Annotated in this window: 23 protein-coding genes and 1 riboswitch; of the genes, 11 read left to right on the top strand and 12 right to left on the bottom strand. The window is 68.8% G+C overall.

The features are described from left to right. Positions 1 to 24 precede the first annotated feature (24 nt). Positions 25 to 1,371 (top strand): MFS transporter, encoded by a 1,347-nt coding sequence (locus ASG79_RS13330; protein ID WP_200953171.1) that lies wholly within the window; start codon positions 25 to 27, stop codon positions 1,369 to 1,371. An 8-nt stretch (positions 1,372 to 1,379) separates the two neighbouring features. After that, entirely contained in the window at positions 1,380 to 2,786 is a 1,407-nt protein-coding gene (locus tag ASG79_RS13325) for an MFS transporter (protein ID WP_056391793.1), read from the top strand. Here ASG79_RS13325 and ASG79_RS13320 read toward each other — a convergent pair. Then, positions 2,783 to 3,541, bottom strand: coding sequence for an SAM-dependent methyltransferase (locus tag ASG79_RS13320; protein ID WP_056391790.1), 759 nt, complete (start codon positions 3,539 to 3,541; stop codon positions 2,783 to 2,785). The genes ASG79_RS13325 and ASG79_RS13320 overlap by 4 nt on opposite strands. Positions 3,542 to 3,857: 316 nt before the next feature. Here ASG79_RS13320 and ASG79_RS13315 point away from each other — a divergent pair, with 316 nt between their 5' ends. Next, positions 3,858 to 5,750: a DEAD/DEAH box helicase gene (locus tag ASG79_RS13315; protein WP_018770079.1), complete on the top strand. Its 1,893-nt coding sequence runs from the start codon at positions 3,858 to 3,860 to the stop codon at positions 5,748 to 5,750. Between the two features lie 72 nt (positions 5,751 to 5,822). Here ASG79_RS13315 and ASG79_RS13310 read toward each other — a convergent pair whose 3' ends face one another. The 7 genes from ASG79_RS13310 to ASG79_RS13280 form a co-directional block, all read right to left on the bottom strand. Next, positions 5,823 to 6,473, bottom strand: a complete 651-nt coding sequence (locus ASG79_RS13310; protein WP_018770080.1) for an MBL fold metallo-hydrolase — start codon at positions 6,471 to 6,473, stop codon at positions 5,823 to 5,825. Between the two features lie 21 nt (positions 6,474 to 6,494). Next, positions 6,495 to 6,797, bottom strand: coding sequence for a putative quinol monooxygenase (locus tag ASG79_RS13305; protein ID WP_018770081.1), 303 nt, complete (start codon positions 6,795 to 6,797; stop codon positions 6,495 to 6,497). A 45-nt stretch (positions 6,798 to 6,842) separates the two neighbouring features. Continuing rightward, the gene (locus tag ASG79_RS13300) at positions 6,843 to 7,856 is read right to left on the bottom strand and encodes an aldo/keto reductase (protein WP_018770082.1); all 1,014 of its coding nucleotides are present in this window, start codon (positions 7,854 to 7,856) and stop codon (positions 6,843 to 6,845) included. Positions 7,857 to 7,895: 39 nt separating this feature from the next. Next, the gene (locus tag ASG79_RS13295; protein ID WP_018770083.1) at positions 7,896 to 8,522 is read right to left on the bottom strand and encodes a nucleoside/nucleotide kinase family protein; all 627 of its coding nucleotides are present in this window, start codon (positions 8,520 to 8,522) and stop codon (positions 7,896 to 7,898) included. Between the two features lie 22 nt (positions 8,523 to 8,544). Then, the gene (locus ASG79_RS13290; protein WP_056391787.1) at positions 8,545 to 8,922 is read right to left on the bottom strand and encodes a DMT family transporter; all 378 of its coding nucleotides are present in this window, start codon (positions 8,920 to 8,922) and stop codon (positions 8,545 to 8,547) included. Further along, complete coding sequence (locus tag ASG79_RS13285) at positions 8,922 to 9,245, bottom strand: DMT family transporter (RefSeq protein WP_056391785.1); 324 nt, start codon at positions 9,243 to 9,245, stop codon at positions 8,922 to 8,924. Before ASG79_RS13285 ends, ASG79_RS13290 begins: the two co-directional genes overlap by 1 nt. 10 nt (positions 9,246 to 9,255) lie before the next feature. Further along, a riboswitch (guanidine-III (ykkC-III) riboswitch) is annotated at positions 9,256 to 9,320 on the bottom strand. 88 nt (positions 9,321 to 9,408) lie between these two features. Then, a complete protein-coding gene (locus tag ASG79_RS13280; RefSeq protein ID WP_056391782.1) occupies positions 9,409 to 10,590 on the bottom strand; it encodes an ROK family transcriptional regulator in 1,182 nt (393 codons plus the stop codon). A gap of 126 nt (positions 10,591 to 10,716) precedes the next feature. Here ASG79_RS13280 and ASG79_RS13275 point away from each other — a divergent pair, with 126 nt between their 5' ends. The 6 genes from ASG79_RS13275 to ASG79_RS13250 are packed head-to-tail and all read left to right on the top strand — an operon-like array spanning position 10,717 to position 17,624. Beyond that, positions 10,717 to 12,045 (top strand): ABC transporter substrate-binding protein, encoded by a 1,329-nt coding sequence (locus tag ASG79_RS13275; RefSeq protein WP_018772145.1) that lies wholly within the window; start codon positions 10,717 to 10,719, stop codon positions 12,043 to 12,045. Continuing rightward, a complete protein-coding gene (locus tag ASG79_RS13270; protein WP_018772144.1) occupies positions 12,045 to 12,959 on the top strand; it encodes a carbohydrate ABC transporter permease in 915 nt (304 codons plus the stop codon). The genes ASG79_RS13275 and ASG79_RS13270 overlap by 1 nt, the downstream gene beginning before the upstream one ends. Further along, a complete protein-coding gene (locus tag ASG79_RS13265) occupies positions 12,956 to 13,840 on the top strand; it encodes a carbohydrate ABC transporter permease (RefSeq protein ID WP_018772143.1) in 885 nt (294 codons plus the stop codon). Before ASG79_RS13270 ends, ASG79_RS13265 begins: the two co-directional genes overlap by 4 nt. Before the next feature lie 23 nt (positions 13,841 to 13,863). After that, positions 13,864 to 14,952 carry an ABC transporter ATP-binding protein gene (locus tag ASG79_RS13260; RefSeq protein ID WP_018772142.1) on the top strand — a complete coding sequence of 363 codons (1,089 nt, stop codon included), beginning with the start codon at positions 13,864 to 13,866 and terminating at the stop codon, positions 14,950 to 14,952. Further along, entirely contained in the window at positions 14,949 to 16,304 is a 1,356-nt protein-coding gene (gene ggh / locus ASG79_RS13255; protein ID WP_134165065.1) for a glucosylglycerate hydrolase, read from the top strand. Before ASG79_RS13260 ends, ggh begins: the two co-directional genes overlap by 4 nt. Before the next feature lie 45 nt (positions 16,305 to 16,349). After that, positions 16,350 to 17,624: a Gfo/Idh/MocA family protein gene (locus ASG79_RS13250; RefSeq protein ID WP_056392073.1), complete on the top strand. Its 1,275-nt coding sequence runs from the start codon at positions 16,350 to 16,352 to the stop codon at positions 17,622 to 17,624. Here the strand turns inward: ASG79_RS13250 and ASG79_RS13245 are convergent. Then, positions 17,608 to 18,177: a HutD family protein gene (locus ASG79_RS13245; protein ID WP_056391779.1), complete on the bottom strand. Its 570-nt coding sequence runs from the start codon at positions 18,175 to 18,177 to the stop codon at positions 17,608 to 17,610. The two genes, ASG79_RS13250 and ASG79_RS13245, sit on opposite strands and share 17 nt — an antisense overlap. A gap of 105 nt (positions 18,178 to 18,282) precedes the next feature. Here ASG79_RS13245 and ASG79_RS13240 point away from each other — a divergent pair, with 105 nt between their 5' ends. Further along, on the top strand, positions 18,283 to 18,894 hold the full coding sequence (locus tag ASG79_RS13240) for a phosphoribosylanthranilate isomerase (protein WP_018772138.1): 612 nt from the start codon (positions 18,283 to 18,285) through the stop codon (positions 18,892 to 18,894). Positions 18,895 to 18,978: 84 nt separating this feature from the next. Beyond that, complete coding sequence (locus tag ASG79_RS13235) at positions 18,979 to 19,395, top strand: YccF domain-containing protein (protein WP_056391776.1); 417 nt, start codon at positions 18,979 to 18,981, stop codon at positions 19,393 to 19,395. Here the strand turns inward: ASG79_RS13235 and ASG79_RS13230 are convergent. Genes ASG79_RS13230 through ASG79_RS13220 form a run of 3 tightly spaced genes read right to left on the bottom strand, consistent with a single transcriptional unit; the run spans position 19,392 to position 21,507 of the window. Beyond that, positions 19,392 to 19,775, bottom strand: coding sequence for a VOC family protein (locus ASG79_RS13230; protein ID WP_056391773.1), 384 nt, complete (start codon positions 19,773 to 19,775; stop codon positions 19,392 to 19,394). The genes ASG79_RS13235 and ASG79_RS13230 overlap by 4 nt on opposite strands. A 56-nt stretch (positions 19,776 to 19,831) precedes the next feature. Then, positions 19,832 to 20,641 (bottom strand): 2-phosphosulfolactate phosphatase, encoded by an 810-nt coding sequence (locus ASG79_RS13225; protein ID WP_056391770.1) that lies wholly within the window; start codon positions 20,639 to 20,641, stop codon positions 19,832 to 19,834. Further along, a complete protein-coding gene (locus ASG79_RS13220; RefSeq protein ID WP_056391767.1) occupies positions 20,638 to 21,507 on the bottom strand; it encodes a DUF4031 domain-containing protein in 870 nt (289 codons plus the stop codon). Before ASG79_RS13220 ends, ASG79_RS13225 begins: the two co-directional genes overlap by 4 nt. Positions 21,508 to 21,525: the final 18 nt, after the last annotated feature.

Raw genomic sequence — 21,525 nt, 5'->3', positions numbered from 1 at the left:
GCGCTTCCCTGCAAGAATGGGCGCATGACGGACGCAACGAATGCCGAAGCGAAGAAGCAGCGGCGGGGGGATGCCTCCGGCGACGCCCGGGGAAGGGCCCGGACAGGCAGCAGCGTGGTGGACACCAGCACGCTCGTGGACGCAGAAATCGATGAGCTTCCGGCAGCGGAGCCCACCCGGGTGGGCAGCCGCCGTGCCCTTGCCTATCTGGGGGTGTGCCTGGTCCTGATCGGACTGAACCTGCGCAGCGTCTTTTCCAGCCTTTCCGCGGTCCTTCCGGAGGTGACCTCGCAGGCAGCGCTGCCGGGTTGGTCCGTGGTGGTGCTGACCACCGTTCCCGTCACCCTGCTGGGGGTGTTCGCGCCGCTTGCGCCGGTCCTGGCCCGCCGGTTCGGTGCGGAGCGGGTGCTGCTGGGGGCCATGGCCCTGCTGACCGCGGGGCTGCTGCTGCGGCCAGTGGACACCGGTGCTGCCCTGGGCGGCGCCGGCCACCTGCCTGCCCTCCTGGTGGGCACGGCAGCCTGCGGCGCGGCCATCGCATTGTGCAACGTGCTTCTTCCGGGCCTGGTGAAGCGCGACTTCCCGCACCGGCTGGGACTTATGGGCGGCCTCTACACCACCGCGATTTGCGCCTCCGCCGCGCTCGGTGCCGGCTTTACCTACCCGGTCTACACCGCGACGGGGGAGTGGACCAGGGCGCTGTGGGTCTGGGCGGTGCCCGCCGCCGTCGTCCTTCTGTTGTTCCTTCCCGTGGCCGTTCGGCAGGGGACCGTCCGGCACCAGGCGGTCAGGGACGGGGTCAACGTGTGGCGCTCACCCGTTGCCTGGCAGGTGACCATCTTCATGGTGCTGCAGGCCATGATGTCCTTCAGCGGCTTCGCCTGGATGGCCCCCATCCTCCGCGAGAGGGGTGTTGACGGGGCCACCGCGGGGCTGGTCGTTGCCGTGTGCATCGTGCTGCAGATGCTGGGTTCCCTGTTCGCCCCCGCACTGGCCGCCAGGTTCCGGGACCAGCGCGCCATCAACACGGTGGTGGCGCTGATGACCGGCAGCGGGTTCGTGCTGAGCATCCTGGGCCCGCTGGACCTGGTCTGGGTGTGGGCCGGGCTGCTGGGGCTGGGGCAGGGAAGCCTTACCGCCTGCGCGCTGACCCTGATCATGCTCCGCACGCGCGACGGGCATACCGCCGCCCATCTTTCGGGCATGATGCAGGGTGTTGGCTACGGGGTGGGCTCCACGGGAACCCTCATGGTGGGCCAGCTGCACCAGGCCACCGGGTCCTTCATTCCCGCCGGAGTCCTGTTCATGGTGGTCGGCCTGCTCGCGGCGGTCTTCGGCTACCGCTCCGGCCGGGACCGGTACGTGGGCTAGGGAACGCTGTGCGCGACTCCACCCTCCCGGCCGCCCATCCCGCCACCGGGATCTTCCGGCCCCCGTACTTCTGGGTCACCATCGGCACCTGCGCCCTGGTGTTCCTGGCCGCCTTCGAATCCCTTGCCGTGACCACCATCATGCCCCTGGTCAGCCGGGAACTGAACGGCGGAAGCCTCTACGCCCTGGCCTTTGCGGGACCCCTGGCAACCGGCGTGATCGGCATGGTGGGCGCGGGCAACTGGTCCGACCGCCGCGGCCCGGCCATGCCGCTCTACACCTCCGTGGCACTGTTCGTGGCCGGCCTGCTGATCGCGGGCACCTCAAGCTCCATGCCCGTGCTGGTTGCCGGCCGGCTGGTCCAGGGGCTCGGCGGCGGCGCCCTCACCGTGGCGCTTTACGTGCTGGTGGCGCGGTTCTTTCCCGGGCCGCTGCACCCCAGGATCTTCGCCGCATTCTCGGCCGCCTGGGTGGTTCCCTCGCTGGTGGGGCCCTTCGCCGCCGGCGTCGTGGCCCAGGTCTTCAGCTGGCACTGGGTGTTTCTGGGTGTGGTTGGCCTGGTCATTCCGGCGCTGGCAATGATCGCCCCGGTACTGCGGGGGCTTGCAGAGCGCGAAAAGACAGGAGCGCCGGATAACACTGCTCCGCCCTGGGCCCCCGGACGCCTGGGGTGGGCGGCGCTGGCCGCGCTCGCCGTGCTGGGCCTGAACCTTTCCGCCGACGTCAGCATCCCCGCTTTTCCCGCCGCCACGGCACTCCTGGCGTCCGCCGCCGTCGTCCTTGCCTTGGTGGCTGTCCGGCCCCTGGTGCCCGCCGGTACCCTCACAGCCCGCCGCGGGCTGCCGAGCGTGATCCTGGCGCGGGGCCTCGCCTCGGCGTCGTTCTTCGGCGCCGAGGTCTATCTGCCCTACCTGCTGATCGACCGGTACGAATTCCCGCCCACCCTGGCGGGCCTGACCCTCACCGGGGGTGCGCTGGCCTGGGCCGGTGCCGCCGCTGTCCAGGGCCGGCTGGGCTCCCGGCTCCCGGATCTCCGCGCCGTCCGGGTGGGGTCGCTCATGGTCCTGGCGGCCGTGCTCCTGGCCCTGGCCACCACCGCGCTGCACTGGCCGGCCGCCGTCGCCATCGCCGGCTGGGTCCTGGCGGGCGGCGGCATGGGCCTGCTCTACCCGCGCCTGAGCGTGATGACCCTGGCGCTGTCCACCAACGAGAACGAAGGCTTCAACAGCTCCGCCATGTCCATCTCCGATTCCCTCGGCGGGGCATTGTCGCTCGCCACCACAGGGCTCGTCTTCGCAGCCTTTACGACGGCGGCCCAGTCCTTCGCGGGCGTCTTCGCCTTCACCGCGGCCATCGGCGTCGCCGCGGCACTGGTGGCACCCCGCGTCACCGCCGGGAAGCCCGCGGGGAACTAGGGCAGGCGGGTGGCGCGCAGGACGACGTCGGCAATGGTCGCCTCCTGCCCCTCCGGCCCGGTCACCGGCCGCTCCCTGCTGGTGAGGACCTCGATCTGCCACCCGGGGCCGTTGAGCTTCAGTTCGCGGACCACGTCATCACCCGTGTAGAACATGTCCAGGTGCTGGTGGTGGTCGTTGCCCCAGGGCGGCAGCCGGTCCGGGTGGTGGCCCACCACCAGCAGGGTTCCGCCGGGCTTGACGGCGGAGGCAGCCGTGCGCAGCGGGATCCGCCAGTCCAGTTCCTGGGAATGCAGGAACTGGGACGTCACCAGGTCATAGGAAGTGCCGGGTTGCCACTGCGTCAGGTCCGCCAGTTGCCAGGTGATCCGGCTGGCGATGTCGCCATTGGACGCGCGTACGCTTTCCCGCGCCAGTTCCGCCAGTTCGTGGGAATGCGCCCGTTCCAGGGCGACGGCGGAAACGTCGACGGCGGTCACGGACCAGCCCTGCTGGGCAAGCCAAATGGCGTCGGCTCCTTCGCCGCATCCCAGTTCCAGCGCCTTGCCCGGACGAAGTCCGCCGGCTTCCCGGACCAGCTGCGGGTTCGGCTTTCCGCTCCAAAGCCGCGCCTTGGTGCGGTACCGCTCGTCCCATGCCGCTGCGGGATCGATGCCGCCGCCGCCCCCTTCCGGCGCGCCGCCGCCGTCGTTCCCGTGATGCCGGTGGGTCTCCTCGTGCTGCGTCTCCTGGCGCCGGCCCGGCTGTTCGCTCATGCCTCAACAGTGCCCCGCCGGAGCCCCGAAGGCAACGCCGGGGTCGGGTACAGGGCAGCGGGGTGCTAGACTGGAGGAACTTGATGTGCAGTGATGCCGCCTGCTCCTGATCTGGAGAACCTTTCCAGGGAGTGGGCTTTCTTCATGTGAGAGGCACATCCTGCGTCGATGAACGCGTTCCATTTGGTCCCTGCCGGCTGTCCTTATTTGCAGCGGCACGGTTGATCACCTGACTTTTCTTCGGCGAACCCCTGGTCCAACCGGCATCGGGGGCCGATATCCGCATGGATACCGCCTGAAAGACCGTAAAAACTACATGACAACTTTTGCTGCCCTCGGTACTCCCAAGGCCCTTGCAGACACCCTTTCCGCCCAGGGAATTGTTGAACCGTTCCCCATCCAGGTGAAGACCCTTCCGGACACGCTGTCCGGTCGTGACGTCCTGGGCCGCGGCCGGACCGGATCCGGCAAGACCATCGCTTTCGCCATCCCGCTTGTAGCAAGACTCGCTGAGCGGGAAGCCAAGCACTTCCGCAAACCCGGCCGCCCCATGGGCCTGGTCCTGGCACCCACCCGTGAACTGGCAACCCAGATCAACGCCACCATCGAGCCGCTGGCCAAGGCCGCCGGCCTGAACACCACCGTGATCTACGGCGGCATCTCCCAGGCCCGCCAGGAAAAGGCGCTGCGTGCCGGCGTCGACATCGTCATCGCCTGCCCGGGCCGCCTGGAGGACCTGATCCGCCAGCGCATCCTGACCCTGGAGGCAGTGGAGATCACGGTCCTGGACGAGGCCGACCACATGGCCGACCTCGGCTTCCTGCCCGTGGTCAAGAAGCTCATGGACATGACCCCCAGCCAGGGCCAGCGCCTGCTCTTCTCCGCCACCCTGGACAACGGCGTGGACAAGATCGTCCAGCGCTACCTGTCCAACCCGCTCACCCACTCTGTGGACGACCCGCAGGCCGCGGTGACCACCATGGAGCACCACGTGCTGGTGGTCAACGACCAGACCGTCAAGAAGCAGCTGATCGTTGAGCTCGCTTCGGGTGCCGGCCGCCGCGTCCTGTTCATGCGGACCAAGCACCACGCCCGCAAGCTGGCCAAGACCTTGACCGACGCCGGCATCCCCGCCGTCGACCTGCACGGCAACCTGTCGCAGAACGCCCGCGACCGCAACCTCGCCGAGTTCTCCAACGGCGACGTCCGCGTCCTGGTGGCCACCGACGTCGCTGCCCGCGGTGTCCACGTCGACGACGTCGAACTGGTCATCCACGTGGACCCGCCCACCGAGCACAAGGCGTACCTGCACCGTTCCGGCCGCACCGCGCGTGCCGGCTCCGACGGCACCGTGGTCACGCTGACCCTCCCGGAGCAGCAGTCCGACGTCAAGAAGCTCATGAAGGCTGCCGGCGTCGACGTGAACTTTGAGCGCGTCACGGCAAACTCCCCGCTCGTGGCCGACCTGGTGGGCGAGATCGCCGACAAGGTCGACCCCCGCACCCGCGCCGCTCTGATGGCCGCCAAGGCTCCCCGCCAGGGCGGCGGCACCTCCACCGGTGCCAATGCTGAGCGCAAGCGTGCACGCCGCCAGGCTGCACCGTCTGCCGGTGGGCGCGGCGGCCGGGGCGGACGCGGCAAGGTTTCGGCCGAACCGGCCCGCACCGATGTTCCCCGCGCCGAGCGCCGGGCCGTGGCCTTCGAGGGCCGCACGGAAGCCCGCGCGGCATTCGACCGCAATGCCGAGCAAAATGAGGACCGCGCGGTGGCAGCAGCCGCTGCCCGCCGCAACGCCCGTGGCCGTGGTACCGCTTCGACCCACCGCAACGACGTCCCCGCAGCAGGTGGCCGCTCATCGGCCGGCCGCGGTTCGGACGGCCGTGCAGCAGAGGGCCGGGGCGATTCCCGGATCACCCGCAGCGACGCACCGCGCGGCGGCACCGGCCGTCCGGCTTCAGGCGGACGGCCCGCCGGCGGCGGCCAGCGCAGCGGCCGTCCCGCAACCGGCCAGCGTGCAGCAGCGGGGGCATCCGGCCAGCGCTCAGGTGCGGGTGCAACCGGCGGCAGCAAGGCTGTCTGGTCCTCCAACACCGGTGGAACCTCAGGCGGCTCCTACAGTGCAGGCAATGGCGGCGGCTCCGGCCGTCCGGCCCGCAGCGGCCCGCGCCGCGCGTCCGCCCCGGCGTCGAACGAACGCCGCGGCCGCTAGCCAATGAACTAGCCAATGAAAATGGCGGGCTCAACCACACGGTTGAGCCCGCCTTTTTTGTATTTGACGTACCTACCAGCCGCGGGCGCGCCACTCTTCCAGATGCGGCCGCTCGGCGCCCAGCGTGGTGGGCTTGCCGTGCCCCGGGTGCACCACGGCGCTGTCCGGGTAGGCATTGAACAGCCGCTCCGTGACATCGGACAGGAGCTGGGTGAACCGGCCGGGATCCTTCTGCGTGTTGCCCACTCCGCCCGGGAACAGCGAGTCGCCGGAGAAGATGTGGGCGGGGCCGTCCGGATCCTGGTAGACAAAAGCGATCGAGCCGGGCGTGTGCCCGCGCAGGTGCACGGCGGTCACGTCGAAGCCGTCGAAATTGCCGACGTCCCCGTGGCCAAGCCGCACGTCCACGGGAACCGGCAACGCATCGGCGTCGTCCGCTCCGGCGGCTGTCCGCGCGCCGGTGGCCTCCACCAGCCCCTTGAGCGCCCGGACATGGTCCCAGTGCTGGTGCGTGGTTGCGACCAGCGCCAGGCGCGGAGTGGCCGATGTGTCCGCAGCGCCGTCCGCGAGCAGCTGCTGGATGGCAGGGAGATCGTCAGCGGCGTCAATCAGCAGCTGTGCCCCGCTTTCCTTGGCGGTCAGCAGGTACACGTTGTTGTCCATCGCACTGACGGAGATGCTGCGGATGGTCAGGGCCGGCAGGTCGTAGCGAAGTGATTCCATGGGCTTTGTTCCAGCCACGGGCTACAGGTCCAGCGGCAGGGTGGTCGAGTAGACCTGCTTGGATGGCGGCGCGGCCAGGACCTCATGCAGCGCGCTCTTGCCTTCCGGTGTTCTCCGCCAGGCCGCGTAGTCGTCATGGTCCTGCGTGGTGGCCCAGGTTTCCACCACCAGGATGTGGCAGGGGTCGGCGTCATCCACCAGCGCTTCGATGCCCTGGTTGCCGGGCCACGCCCGGGTGGCGGCCAGCGTTTCGGACAGGTACTTCGCGGCGTTCTCGCGGTGGGCGGGGTCGATCTGGACTTCGAAGTGGACGATGGCAGGCATGGGGCTCCTTGGGTTGGGTGAGGGACGGGTTTTTGGAGAGCGGCTTTATTCCCGGCCTTCGGACACCCAGGCGGGGTCCGCTGAACGGGAGCCGACGACGGCGTCCGACGCTGCGTCGAGGGCCTCCAGGTGCGCCGGGGTGAGGTCCAGGGCAAGCGCGCCAAGGTTTTCGTCGATGCGTGCGGCCTTGCGGGTGCCGGGAATGGGGACGACCGGCAGGCCGAGCCGCTTGCCCTGGGCGAGCAGCCAGGCCAGGGCCACCTGCGCCGGCGTGGCGGCCAGCTGGTCCGCCACGGCCCGGACGGCGTCCACCACCGCCTGGTTGGCGCTTGCGGCGTCCGGCGCAAAGCGGGGGATGTTCCGCCGGAAGTCCTTCTCGCCCAGGCTTGCGGTATCGACGGTTCCGGTGAGGAATCCGCGGCCCAGCGGCGAGTAGGGGACGAATCCCACTCCCAGGGCGGCTGCGGCGGGAACAACATTGCGTTCCACGTCCCGGCTCCAGATGGACCATTCGCTCTGGACCGCGGCGATCGGGTGGACCGCTGCCGCGTCCTGCAGCTCCTGCGCCGTCACTTCTGACAGGCCCAGGTGCTTGACCTTGCCCTGCTGGACCAGTTCCGCCATGGCGCCCACGGTTTCCTCGATGGGCACCCTGACGTCCCGGCGGTGCATGTAGTACAGGTCGATGGCGTCGGTGCCCAGCCGCTGCAGGCTCCGCTCCACCGCCTGGTGCACGTACCCGGCGTCGCCACGGATGTCCGTGTAGCCGTCAGTCGGCGTGCCCACCAGCGCGAACTTGGTGGCCAGCTGGACCTCGCCCCGCCGGTCCTTGAGCAGCCGGGAAATCAGTTCCTCGTTGCTGCCGCCGCCGTAGATGTCCGCGGTGTCGATGAAGCTGACGCCGGCGTCAACGGCGTGATGCAGTGTCCGCAGTGCCTCGGCGGGGTCAACCTCGCCGTATACGGGGGTAAGGGCCATGCCCCCGAATCCAAGGGGGCTGACGGCCAGGCCGTCGCCAAGCTGGACGGTGCCGCGGCGGTCGGTGGGTGCGTTTGCCATGGGTGCTCCTGTTCGTTTCCTGCACTTGGAAGTGGTTGTCTAAAGCCAGGGGATGATGCGGTCCGCGGCCGGGCGGGTGGCCTGGATCAGCCGGGCATTTGCTTCATCGGGTCCGCCGGCCCAGGCCACCGCAGCCTCCCGGTCCATCCCGAAGGATACGTGCCGGTCCACCAGCCGCTGCAGCCGCAGCGCGGGCGGGGTCTCGAGGAACCAGACCTGGTCCAGTTGCGCCCGTACCTCCTTCCACGGTTCCTGGTCCGCCAGCAGGTAGTTGCCCTCCGTGATGACCAGCGGGACGTCCGCCGGCACGGCAATGGAAGCCGCCACCGGCTCGTCCAGGGCGCGGCGGAACTCCGGTGCGTAGACGACGGCCTCGTCCCGGCGCACCAGGCGGCGCAGCAGCGAAAGGTATCCGCCGGCGTCGAACGTATCAATGGCGCCTTTACGCTGCCGCAGCGGGGTCCCCTCGATGATGGCGTTGCCCAGGTGAAAACCGTCCATGGGAACCACAACCGACATTCCCGGGCCGAACTGCTCCTGCAGCCAGGCGGCAAAGGTGGACTTCCCGGAGCCCGGCGCCCCGGCGATGCCCAGGATGGTCCGCGTTCCGGGCGCTACCCGGTGCCGCAGGGCGTCCAAGGCGTCAGTGATCTCGGGGGAGTCCATGGCAAAAGCCTAACCGCCGGGATCAGCGGCGGCTCGACTCCACGGGATAGTCAGCGGCGGCGTGGTCCCTGGCCGGCAGCGCCTTGAGGCCGGCCGCGCAGCCCACGATGCCTGCGATGAACAGCAGTTTCACCACGCTGAACGGTTCCACCCCGGTGGCCATCGCCCAGCCCACCGTCAATGCGGCGCCAATGCCCACCCAGATGGCGTAGGCGGTGCCGAGCGGAATGCTGCGGATGGACATGCCCAGGCCCAGCATGCTCAGGGCGGCCGTGACGGCGAAGACGAGCGTGGGCAGCGGCCTGCTGAAACCGTCGGACAAGCCCAGCGCCGTGGCCCACACGGCTTCCAGGACAGCGGAGGCCAGGAGCACCAGCCAGGGAAACGGGCGCTTCATCATCACGCCACCACCTTCAGGCCAACCACGCACGCGGCGATGCCGGACAGCAGCAGCAGGCGCGCCGCCGTCGGACGTTCAACCTTGCTGGCCATCGCATAGGCGGAGGTCAGGACCACGCCCACCCCCACCCAAACCGCGTAGGCAGTGCCGGTGGGAATGGACTGCATGGCCACGGCCAGTCCGCCGGTGCTGGCGGCAACGGCCACAAGGAACAGGGCGGCAGGGGCCACGCGCCGGCGGCCGGAAGCCCGGGAGGCGTTGTGCAGGGCGGCTGCCCAGACGGCCTCCAGCGCGCCGGAAAGAAGAAGGATTAACCACGCCATGACCAGATCCTTTGGCCAGTCTTGTCGCGTGCCGGGTACTGAACCGTCGTCCGGAGGCTCGGGGTGGAGCCTTGGATCCCAGCGTAGCAACGCACGACGGCGGGCGGCCACGTTGGTGCCCGACCTCACCACCCGCGGTGGCCGGCCGGATCAACCGGCGCTCTCAGCCGGCGCGTTGCGCCAGCAGCTGTTCCACCCGCTCCGGCGCGTAGAGGCTCTCCTCCACCAGCCGGCACAGGCCCACTGCGGTGGCCTTCCGGCTGTCAGCAGGGACGATCTCCAGATCCACCAGCGAGGGTTCGAAGGCATCGGCCAGGATTTGCTGCCGGCAGGCCTGCAGGAAACCAGGGAGGACCCCCACCAGCCCGCCCACCGCCACCCGGCCGGGGTTCAGCGTTCCCACGATGGCGGCGAGGACGCGTCCGAGCACCCTTCCGGCGTCTGCGACTGCGGCACGGACGTCCGGATCGTCGTCGGCCGCGTCAACGAGCCGCCGCAGCGACCCGTAATGCGCAAATTGCGGGGCGGCAAGCAGCGCGCGCCCGGAGGCCACCGCCGCCAGGCAGCCGTCCCTGCCGCACCGGCACCGGCAGCCGGCGGCTTCCGGGATGCGCACATGCCCGATGTCACCGGCGGCCCCGTGGGCGCCGCGCACCAACGAGCCCCGGACAATGATGCCGGAGCCGATCCCGGTGCTGACCTTCACCGCGACGAGGGAGTCGAGCGGGCCGCGGACCTCCCCCACCGCCATTGACCGGGTGTCGTTTTCCAGCAGGACCGGGCAGTCGAGCCTGGATTCCATGGCCTCCTGCAAAAGCTGCAGGTCCCAATGGGCAAGGACGGTCCGCTCCAGGCCCAGGCGGTGGAGGGGGTCAACGGGGGCGGGCAGTCCCACTCCTGCCCCTACGGGTTGCCGGCCGTCCAGCAGCCGCAGCGCCTCACCCACCACCTGGTCCACCACCACCTCCTGCGCATTCCCGATCTCCACAGGGATGCGGACGGAAGCCACCACCTCCCTGCTCAGGGACAGGAGATGGATTCCGGCGTGCGTATGGCCGATTTCCAGGCACACCACCAGCTTGTCGCGGTCATCGAACCGGAGGGAGCGGGGCGGCCGGCCCCGCTGGGCGCGCAGGGGAGTGGACTCGTAGACAAGGCCCGCCGCGAAAAGTGCATCGAGCCGCTCGTAGAGGGTGGATCGCGCCATTCCGGTGATCTCCAGCAGGTCCGCCCGGCTGTACCCCGCGGTGTTGGAGCGCAGGAGCTGGAGAAGATGCCCGGCGCTGGTGGCCGGCCCCGGCGACGGCTGGGCGGTCTCGCCCACCAGCGTCCTCTGCTCCGTCATGCGGCAGGCTTCCTTTCCACTGCGGGCGCGGGTATGGCCCGTCCATCATTGACGCGATCTGTATCACACAATTATGATCGATCATCAGACAAAATACCTAGCAGCCCTTCACCCCAGGAGGCTCTAATGTCCGTTTCCGCCCACCACGACGTCAGCCGGCGAGCATTGCTGAAGGGGGGCCTGACGGTTTTGGCGGCCGGTCCGGTCCTTGCAGCCTGCGGGGTGAATACCAGCGGGAGCGGAGGCAAGGGTTCGGTCAGCTTCCTCTCCACGCAGTTCTCCCCGGTGGAGGAACGCCAGAAGTACGAGGCCACGCTCAAGAAATTCGCGGGGGACATCAGCGTGGCCTACAACCCCGTTGACACGGGCGTATTCAACACCACGCTGAAATCCCAGCTGGCAGCGGGGAAAGTCGAGGTGGGAATCGCAGGCGGACTGCACGGTGACCTGGCCCCCTTCGCCTCGCAGCTTGAGGATCTCAGCTCGCTCATGAACGACCTCTCCTCGGCGGGCTACTCCAAGGATGTGACCGAGCTGGCCAAGCTGGGCACCGACGTCCCCCGGTACATCCCCTGGATCCAGGCCACCTACGTGCTGGCCATCAACAAGAAGGCGCTGCAGTGGCTGCCGTCGGGAGCTGACGTCAACAAGCTCACCTACGACCAGTACCTTGCGTGGGCCAAGGCGGCCAAGGACGCCAACGGCCGGCCCGTCTTCGGCCTTCCCGCCGGCCCCAAGGGACTCCACCACCGCTTCTACCAGGGCTTCCTGCTGCCCAGCTTCACGGGCGGGCAAATCACCACCTTCCGCAACCAGGACGCCGTCAGCGCCTGGACGTACATGCGCGAGCTTTGGGCCAACACGAATCCGGCGTCCACCAACTACGACTTCATGCAGGAACCGCTGGCCAACGGCGAGGTCCTGGTGGCCTGGGACCACGTGGCGCGCCTCATCACGGCCGTCAAGGACAAGCCGGACGACTGGCAGATGGTTCCGGCCCCGTCCGGGCCCAAGGGCAGGGGCTACCTCCTGATCGTGGGTGGCATGGCAGTGCCGAAGGGTTCCCCGGAGAAGGACAAAGCCTTTGAGCTCATCAAGGCCCTGTCCAAGCCCGAGGCGCAGATCGAGACACTGAAATCCAACGCATTCTTCCCTGTGGTGAAGACGGACATCGGCGGCGACCTGCCAGGCGGCATCGCCCTTGAAGCGAAGGCCGTCAAGGCGCAGCAGGAGGCTTCCGACGCCCTGCTCGCCCTGCCGCCCGTGGGCCTGGGCGACAAGGACCCCCAGGTCTCCCAGCTGTTCAAGAACTGCTTCCAGGAGATCTGCCTGAACAACTCGGACGTCAAGGCCACGCTGGACAAGCAGGGCGCGGAACTGGCCAAGATCATGGACACCCTCAACGTCCCGTGCTGGGCGCCGGATCCCAAGACATCCCCCTGCAAGGTCGCGTGATGGCCGCACCGGACGCGCCGGCGGCAGCCAGGCCGCACGTTCCCCCTGCGGGGCCCAAGGTCCGTGCCCCCAGGAGGAGGGGAAGCTCCGCGGCCCTGCTCCTGATCGCCCCGTCGATCGTGTTCATGACGCTGCTCTTTGGCTGGCCGATGGTCAGCGGCGTCCTGCAGGCATTCGGCGGCCCCGAAGGCTTGACGACGGCCAACTTCACCCGGATGTCCCAAGACCCGTACTTCTGGTCCTCGGTGGGCAACACCCTCCTGCTCATCGTGGTGATGATCCCCATCCAGTTCGTCCTCGCCCTGGCGATGGCCCTGCTGATCCGGGCCAAGCCCCGGGGGGCGTCTGCCTACTTCTACATCTGGGCCATCCCGCTCGCGGTCAGCGACCTCGCCGCCGGCCTGGTGTGGCTGACGGTCTTCACGGACCGCGGCTACCTCAACTCGCTCCTTGCATCCATGGGCCAGCAGCCCGTCTCCTGGCTCGCCTATGACAACTACCCCTCCATGTTCGCGGCGGTGCTCATTGCGGAGGTGTGGCGTGCCACGTCGCTGGTGTTCGTGATTGTCGTGGCCGGCCTGCAGTCCATTCCCAAGGATTACGAGGAAGCTGCCGGGGTCTTCGGGGCCAGCTTCTGGAACCGGCTGTGGCACGTGACCCTGCCGCTGCTGCGTCCCAGCCTGCAAACAGCGTTGATCCTGAGGACCATCCTGGCCTTCCAGACATTCGCCGTTGCCCTTGCCCTCACCGGCCAGAACTTTCCGCTGGTGGTGGGCGAGACCTACCGCTGGTACACAGGCCTGCAGGATCCCAACGTGGCATCGGCGCTGGCGCTGGTGGTCATGTTCGTCTCCATGGTCACGGCCGTGGGCTACCTGAAACTCCTGAGGGACCAGACGGAGGCGGCGCGATGAGCCATGCAACGACGGCCAGGACCACTGCCGGTGCCGACCGGCCCGAACCCGCGGTGGACCGCCGGCCCCTGGCCCGGCAGCGCCGCAACCGGGTGCTCCTCCAGGTGGCCTGCATCCTGATCACGCTCTTCATGGCACTGCCCATCTACCTGATCGCCCTGGCCGCGATGTCCAGCCGGCAATCGCTGCAGAAGTTCCCGCTCAGCTTCATCCCGGACAACTTCTCCACCGAGACCATGCAGACCTTCCTGCAGTCCACCGGCATCCTGGGCGGCCTCATCAACTCCGTCCAGGTGGGCGTGTTCACGCTTGTGCTGTCGCTGCTCATCGGCGTTCCGGCAGGATACGCCGTGGCGCGCTTTGCCTTCCGGGGCAGGGAGCCGTACCAGCTCTTCCTGCTGTTCACCCGCGCCCTGCCGATCGTGGTGCTGTCCGTGCCGCTGGCCCAGCTCTTCCTGCAGACGGGGCTGTACGACAGTGCGCTCGCCGTCGTCCTGCTCCACTCGGCGCTGGCCCTGCCCACCACCATCCTGATTACGGCCTCGGTGTTCCTCGGTGTTCCGCGGGACGTGGAGGAAGCGGCGCGGATCTTCGGCTGCAGCCCGGTGCAGGCCTTCCTCAAAGTGGTGCTGCCCATGGCCATACCCGGCATCGCGGCGGCCTCGATCTTCACGTTCGTCATGTCCTGGAACGAGGTCCTGGGCGCGTCGATCCTGACCCTGAACCAGCGCACCCTCCCTGCCCAGGTCCTCAGCTCCCTCGCCGAATCGCCACTTGCCTACCGCTTCGCCGGCGGCTTCCTGCTGGTGGTCCCGGCCCTGGTCTTCATCTTCTTCATGCGCCGCTACCTCACCAACATGTGGGGCTCCACCATCCGCTGATTGCGTCCCAGAGAGGCCGTCCCATGGCTGACATCTCCATCAAGGGTCTGCACAAGACCTACCCGGGCAGCACCGAGCTGGCCACGAACAACGTCTCCCTCGAGGTTGCCGAGGGCGAGTTCATGGTGCTGCTGGGACCCTCCGGCTGCGGGAAGACCACCCTGCTGCGCATGGTGGCGGGCCTGGACTTCCCGGACCAGGGCAGCATCTCCATCGGCGGGAGGGACGTGACCTACCTGCCCCCGCAGGACCGCAACCTGTCCATGGTCTTCCAGTCCTACGCCGTCTTCCCGCACCGGAACGTCCGCACCAACATCGCGTTTGGGCTGATGATGAAGAAGGTCCCCCGGGAAGAGCTGGAGCGGAAGGTGAAATGGGCGGCGGACCTGCTGCAGCTGAGCCCGTACCTGGACCGCTACCCCGCCAACCTCTCCGGCGGCCAGCGGCAGCGTGTCGCCGTGGCCCGGGCCATTGTCATGGACGCCGATGTGCTGCTGATGGATGAGCCCCTGTCCAACCTGGATGCCCTTCTTCGCCTCGACTTCCGCGCCGAGTTGAAGAAGATCGTCCAGCAGCTCGGTTCCACCACGCTGTACGTCACCCACGACCAGGTGGAGGCGATGAGCCTCTCGGACCGGGTGGCGGTGATGAAGAAGGGCCAGATCGCCCAGCTCGGCCACCCGATCACGGTGTACGAGGAGCCGGCCGACCGCTTTGTGGGCGGTTTCATCGGATCCCCGCCCATGAATTTCCTGGACGGCCGGATCACCCCGCAAGGTGGCCTGGAAGTGGGCGGCCAGAGCATCGCGGCGCCCGAATTCCTGGCCCGGGCAGCGGCCCGTACCGGCGGCACGGCGGTCATGGTGGGCATCCGGGCCGAGAACATTTCGCTGGAGCAGCGGGGCGCGGAGGGTTCCCTGGATGCGGCCGTGGAGGTGGTGGAACCGCTCGGACACGCCACCTTGCTGACCGTGGACCTGGGTGGGCAGACCGTCAAGGTCCAGGTTCCCTCAACAGCGCGGGTTTCGGCGGGGGACACGGTGGGACTGCGTTTCGAGCAAAGCGCCCTCCGCTTTTTCGACACGGAAACCCAGTTGGGGCTGACGGCGTGAGCGCCGAAGCGGACGCGACTGGTTTTCCGCTTCGGGACCTGGCGGACATGAGGCAGCGGGCCAGGGATGTCCTGGCCGCCAATGACCTGGGCACCATGGTCACCGCCGCGCCGAATCTCTATCCGCACATGTGGAGCTGGGACGCGGCCTTCGTGGCCACCGGCCTGTCCACGGTGAGCGTGGCCCGGGCGCTGCAGGAGCTGGACTACCTTCTCGCGGCGCAGTGGAAAAGCGGGATGATTCCGCACATCGTGTTCTCCGACGTCCCCGGCTACTTCCCGGACGTGGAGCGGTGGGGAACGCGCGGAGCATCGCCCGAGGGGGTGCAGTCCAGCGGCATCTGCCAGCCGCCCGTCCACGCGACGCTGCTGCGCCGCATCGTGGAGCGCGCGACGGCGGCGGGCGGCGAGGACGCCCGGCTCGCCGAAGAGTTCACCCGGCGGACGCTGTCCCAGTGGATCCGCTGGCATGCGTGGCTGCGCACCAGCCGCGGTGGCGACGGCTCGGGCCTGCTCACGATCTACCATGGCTGGGAGTCCGGCATGGATAACTCGCCGCGGTTCGACGGACCATACTCCAGGGTCCATCCCGGGCCGATGGAGCCCTTTGTCCGGACGGACACGCAAAAGGTCACCGACCGGAGCCAGCGGCCCAGCGACGAGGAATACAGCCGCTACCTCTGGCTGGTGCAGCAGATGGCCGGCGTCCGGTTTGACGACGCCCGGCTGCCGGAAGTGATGGACTTCCAGGTCAAGGACGTCTTCATGTCGGCGATCTTCGCCGCGGCCAACGAGGACCTGGCCGTGTTGGCTGAACACATCGGCCTGCGCGGGGATGTGGCCCGGTTGCGGGAGTGGGCGGTGGAGTTCCGGGAGGGCGTGGACGCCACCGTGGATGACCAAACCGGGCTGGCGCGGGACCGCGATGTGCTGGCCGGTGAATGGATCGGGTTGCCCACGATGGCCGGGTTCGCCCCGCTCATCTCCACGGCGGATGACTCCCTGTTGCGGCGGCAGCTGGACATCTTCGAAGGACCGGACTGGACAGGCGACCCGCGCCTGGCCTTCCCGCTGCCGGCATCAACCTCCACCACTTATGAGGGCCTCAAACCCCGGCAGTACTGGCGCGGACCGGTCTGGCCGGTGATGAACTGGTTCCTGGCGGGCTGCCTGCGCAGGCGCGGTGACGGGGAACGGTACCTGCGGCTGCGGGACGCTTCCCTTGCCCAGCTGATGGAGGGCCACTTCGCCGAGTACTACGAACCGTTTACCGGCGAGCCGCTTGGCAGCATGGACCAGTCCTGGACGGCGGCCGTTGCCCTGGAATGGCTCGCCGATCCTGACGCCGGCTGACCCGTGGAGGCGCCGCCGTCGTCCCTTCCAGTAACCGCACCACCGGTGCGCCTCCTCATTGCCGGCGCCGGTGCACGGGGTTCTGCCTATGCCCGTCTTGCCGTGGATACCGGCCGGGCCGCCGTGGTGGGGATCGCGGAGCCGCGACGGCACCTGCGCGAAGCCATCGCGGCGGAGCTCCACGTGCCGGCGGAGCGTGTCTTCGAGGACTGGCAGGCCATGCTCCGCACCCGGCTGCCTGCCGACGGCATCATCATTGCCACCCCGGACCGCGACCACGGAAGGCCGTTTGCGGCCGCCGCAGCCCACGGCTACCCGGTCCTCCTGGAGAAGCCCATCGCGCCCGACCCTGCCGGCTGCGCGGAGCTGGCGCGCCTGCAGCAGGAATCGGGAATCAGGGCAGCCGTCTGTCACGTCCTGCGCTACACGCCGCTGACCACCCTGCTGCAGCAACTTCTCTCCGCCGGGGCAGTGGGCCGGGTCATCTCCGTCCAGCACCTGGAACCCGTGGGCTTCTGGCATTTCGCGCACTCCTACGTCCGCGGGAACTGGCGGCGTGAGGCAGAGTCCAGCCCCTTCCTGCTGGCCAAGTGCACGCACGACGTCGACTGGCTCTCCTTCATCATTGGAAGCCGGCCCCTTCGGGTGTCCTCCTTTGGCAGGCTGTCGCATTTCCGTCCGGAGGAAGCGCCGGAAGGCGCGTCAGGGCGCTGCACGGACTGCCCGGCGGAAGCCCGCTGCCCCTATTCGGCCCTGCGCATCTACGCGCCGGGCCGGCCGCCGGACGGTGCCCCTGCGGACCCCGGCAGGGCCTATTTTGCCGACGTGGTGGACCCGGGCGGCACACCGGAATCGCTGTGGAAGGCGTTGGCAACGGGGCCCTACGGGCGGTGCGTCTACTCAGGAGGCAACGACGTGGTGGACCACCAGGTGGTGAACATCGACTACGAGGACGGCACCACCGCCGCCTTCACCGCCACGGCCTTCACCGCCGCAGGCCCGCGCCGCACCAGGATCTTCGGGAGCCACGGAGAAATCTCCATCGAGGCAGGCAGCATCTCGGTCCATGACTTCCTGACCGGGACCACCACCGCCTACCCCGCCCCCGCCGCTGCCCCCACGGTGCCCGGCGAAAAGCATGAAGGCGGCGACCGGGGACTCGTGCAGGCCTGGGTTGCTGCCCTGGCCGGCGGTGACTGGTCCGGAGTGGTGTCGGGGCTGGAGGAGTCATTGGTCAGCCATGCGGTGGTTTTCGCGGCTGAGGAGGCGCGCCGGAGGGGCGCCGTGGTACCGGTGGAAGGGTTCAGTTCCCGGCTGTAACCGGATCGAGCGACACCACGGCCAGGAAGCCGCGGCCCAGGACCTCGGGCGAGTCGGCGTCGGAACCCACCACGGCGTCGTACCTGCCCAGCTCCAGCGGCTCGGTTCCGCTGTCGCTGACCGTCGCCTGCCCCTGCAGCAGCACCGCAAGCTGGCCCTCAAACACTGGGTGGGCGCGCTTCTTGGACAGCTCGATGATGGACGTGTAGCCCTTGAAGGCGGCCGTTCGCGTGATGACGTTCAGGTCCCGGATGTCCCCGGTGGGCAGTTTGGCCACGGTGGCGGCGCCGCCGTCGAACCTGAAGGGACGGTACTTCTCCAGGGGCTGTTCCACCCCGTCCACGGTGAGCAGCAGCAATTCCCCCTCGATGACCGTCAGGACCCGCTCCATGCCGGGGAACGCGGAGAAGTCCCCGGCCTTGGCCACGTCTGCGATGCTCACACGCCAGTCCCAGCCGCCGTCGGCCGCGCCCTGGCGGGCGATTTCCCTGGTCACCCCGCCGCCGTTGCGCCATGGTTCGGCCTTGAGTTCAGCGAAGCGGATGATCTGCATCAGCCCAGCCTAGTTCGCTGCGGTGGTCACGCGTCGCAGCCCGTACCCTGTCCCTGCTACTCTCCTGCGGGGGGTCATCACGAAAACAGCCTGAAGGAGCCGGGAATGTTCGTTAAAGTGTGTGGTCTCAGCACGCCCGAATCGGTGCGTGAAGCGGTGGATGCCGGCGCGGACGCCGTGGGGTTCGTCCTCACCGCAAGCCCCCGCGTTGTCTCGCCGTCGCAGGTGGCCTCCCTGCTGTCAGGGGTCCCCAAGGGTGTTTCCCCGATCGGGGTCTTCCGGGATGAGCCCGTGGCGGACGCCATCGCCATTGCCCGGGCCGCAGGCCTGGAATGGATCCAGCTGCACGGCCAGCGGTCGCGTGCGGACGTGGCAACAGTGCACGACGCCGGCATGAAGCTGGTCAGGGCCGTCACCATGGGTGCCGGCCAGGATGAGTTCGACGACTGGGGCGAGGACCTGCTCCTGATTGACGCCGCGGTGCCGGGCTCAGGGGAATCCTGGGACTACGCCTCCGTGGCGGACCTGCCGGTGCTGCAGGGACGGAACTGGCTGCTCGCCGGCGGACTGGACGCTGCCAATGTTGGCCAGGCATCAGCGGCCGCGCATGCCTGGGGAGTGGATGTTTCCTCAGGCGTGGAGGCATCCCGGGGCGTGAAGGACCCTGCCAAGATCCGCGCCTTTGTCCACGCCGCAAAGTCGGCCGCCACGGTGTAGGCGCCGCAGCCCGGCCGGGGATCAGGGCAGGATCAGGGGAGTCCCCCAGCGCCGTGTGGCAGGGGCTGGGGGCAGAATGGGTGCATGAAGACACTTCTGAACATCATCTGGCTGGTTTTCGGCGGCCTGTGGCTGGCCCTGGGCTATTTCCTCGCGGGCGTGGTCTGCTGCCTGCTGATCGTCACCATCCCCTGGGGCATCGCCTCGTTCCGGATCGCCGCCTACACGTTGTGGCCGTTCGGCCGGATGGTGGTGGACAAGCCCGGCGGCACCGGTGTCTTCTCGCTGCTGGGCAACGTGATCTGGCTGCTCGTGGCCGGCATCTGGATCGCCATCGGCCACGTGGTGACCGCGTTCGCCATGGCCGTGACCATCATCGGGATCCCGCTGGCCATCGCCAACCTCAAGCTCATCCCGGTATCCCTTATGCCGCTGGGCAAGCAGATCGTGCCCACCAATGCGCCGTTTGTGAGCAACTACCCCGTCAGCCGCTACCGCTAGGCGGATCCGTCCGGGCGCATCGCCCGCAGCACGCAGAACTCGTTGCCGTCGGGATCAGCCATGACAACCCAGGTTGCCGCTGCCCCCTGTCCCACCGAGATTTGCCGGGCGCCCAGCTCTTCCAGCCTGGCCACCTCCGCGTCCTGGTCCTCCGGGCGGAGGTCCAGGTGAAGGCGGTTCTTGAGTTCCTTCTGCTCCGGGACCCTGAGGAAAAGCAGGTCCGGCAACACGCCGTCCCCGGCGCTGCCTACCGGCGGCTCCAGCACGATCTCGTCGTCCTCTTCATGGGTGCGGCGCCAGCCAAGCGCTTTTTCCCAAAAGGCAGCAGGAACCCGGGGGTCGGTGGAATCAATGGCAAGGGCTTGGATGCGCAGGCTCATCCGTGCAGTTTTGCATCCGGTTCCGGCATCCGTAAACCCGTGGAAGCCGCAGCCCCTTAGAGCGGCCGGAACGCCCCGTTGCGCAGGAGGGCCACCGAACCGCTTTGGTCCAGTTCCGCGGCGATGTCCACGTCCTCTGGGTAGCCGGCCCCGGTCAACTCGCGGCCGCTGGAACACAACTGGAGCATCTCACGCAGCCGTGGTTCGGCGGCTTCGAAAACGGCCATGGCAGCTACGGCCTCCGGCGCGTAACCGTGCCTGCCGTCCCCGGCTTCGTAGCCGCCCCTCCCGGCGGCCGCCAGCCCGGCGATGAACGCGCCCGCCCCGATCTGGTCCTCCACCGCAGGCCGCAGCGTGCCGTCCGGCCAGCGCTCCCCGGCGGCAACCACCGCCAGTACCGCGTCCTCCGGAAGGTTCGCCGCCACCCAGTCGGCCGTGGCTGCGGCGTTCCGGAGGCACACTGCGGCCACCAGCGGTACGTCCCCGGCCAGCGCGTGGCAAAGTTCCGACCCGTTGGGGGAGGGCAGGACCACCTTTCCCAGGGCTTCTGCCGCGCGGAGGCTTGCGGGGGAGAGGCTCAGCCCGCCACCGCCGCGCGGGCCGGCCAGCTGCGCCTGGTGGTGGGCGGCGAAGTCTTCGGCGCTGGTGTCCCGCCACGGGTAGGGAAACACCTCCGCGTCGCGGTCCAGCGCCACACTGACGCAGGTGCTGAAGGAAAAGACATCCACCACCACCGCAATGTCGGCGCCGGACGCCACGGTCCCGGCTCCATCAAGGCCCCAGTCCAGCCTGACCGTGAACGGAAGCTGGCGGTGCGCGGCATTGGCGGAGTGCGTGTGCCGTGAACCGGAGCCCGGGGCGTTCATGCCAGTTCACCTTTCAGGTTCAGGTGCGCGGCGTCCTGCCATAGTTCCCGGGCCCGCGGGTGGTGGAAGAGCGGGTCCAGTTCCAGCAGGTGGCGCACGACGGCGGCCCTGCCGGCTGCGAAGTCGGCGTCACCGATGTGCGCGTAGTCTTTGCGGACAGCGGCAAGGTAGCGGGCGTATTCCTCAGGATCGCCGCCGAGGACCGAGAGGTCCGCGTCGCAGAGGAGGGCGCCGTCGTGGTCCCCTGGTTCGGGCCGGTGGTCCGACGTGAGCCGGACCAGCCGCGCCACTTCCGCCACCTCGTCCGGCGGCAGTCCGGTCCCGGCCAGCCGGCTTTCCGCCAGCCGGGCGGACTCCTCCTCGTCCCTGCCCGCCGCGCCGCGGTACACGGCATCGTGGAACCAGGCCGCCAGCAGCACGGTCCGCGGCGCCTCGCCCGGTTCGGTGAGCAGGTCCAGTGCCTCCAGGACGGAGAGCAGGTGGGTGCAGCCGTGGTAATGGCGGTGTGGTTCGCTCCATCGGTCCAGCAGGTCCAGGAAGAGTGCGTCACGGCCCGGCATGATGGCTTCCCAGCGGGTCAGCAGTGGGACCTTCAGCGACTTGTTCCGCCGGCGTGCCGGGATCCGGAGCCCGCTGGCGATCAGTTTGCGGACCAGCACCCTGCCCTCCACCCGGACCGCGCCTGCCGCTACCAGCTCCTCAATGCGGCGTTCCGGCACATCGTAATGGTCGCCGTCGAACGCCCGCTCCGGGATCCCCGCGGCAGCTGCGAACGCATGCAGCTCATCCAGCGAAGAGTCCGAGACCAGGTGCGAGAAATGTGTTCCGTGTGCAGGCCACAGCGGCGGGTCGATGTAGATGGCCATGGAAGGAGTCTAGTGCCG

Origin of the sequence: Arthrobacter sp. Soil761 (assembly GCF_001428325.1) — a bacterium.
Taxonomy (GTDB): Bacteria; Actinomycetota; Actinomycetes; order Actinomycetales; family Micrococcaceae; genus Arthrobacter.
Note: the sequence above shows the minus strand (reverse complement) of the source record. Positions and strands in the feature narration are given on the sequence as shown.